The 349-nt window shown below is 43.0% G+C and carries 1 protein-coding gene; it reads right to left on the bottom strand.

Translation table 11 applies throughout. The features are described 5' to 3' along the window. A partial coding sequence (locus AB4585_RS27505; RefSeq protein WP_372171920.1) for a hypothetical protein occupies positions 1-349 on the bottom strand: 349 nt, incomplete at both ends.

Below are 349 nucleotides of genomic sequence, written 5' to 3'. Positions count from 1 at the left end.
GTATCTGTGGTAACAGCAGTAAATTTGAGAGCAATGTCACCGGCATAATCTTCTGGTGGAATAAGAATGAGGTTTTCCAACCCAATAATATTTCCAGATTCATCGACTCGGCCTTGGAATACGTATTGTCCGTTGGTGTAATCAAACTCGGCACCGCCATTACTAAAGCCTTCAAGCTCTGATTGTGCAAACACCAACGTAAAGATATCAGCGACATCATCTTTGACGACTGTAGTGGCTAGTATCGCCTTGTCCATAATTTGCTGACCCAAGTCAACGTTAGTATCTTCAGTGCCTAAGACTATGTCATCAGGGTCTCTGTTCTCAATAATAACCGCAGCTATCGAGT

The organism is Vibrio sp. 10N.222.49.C9, from assembly GCF_041474985.1.
Lineage (GTDB): Bacteria > Pseudomonadota > Gammaproteobacteria > Enterobacterales > Vibrionaceae > Vibrio > Vibrio crassostreae_C.
Note: the sequence above shows the minus strand (reverse complement) of the source record. Positions and strands in the feature narration are given on the sequence as shown.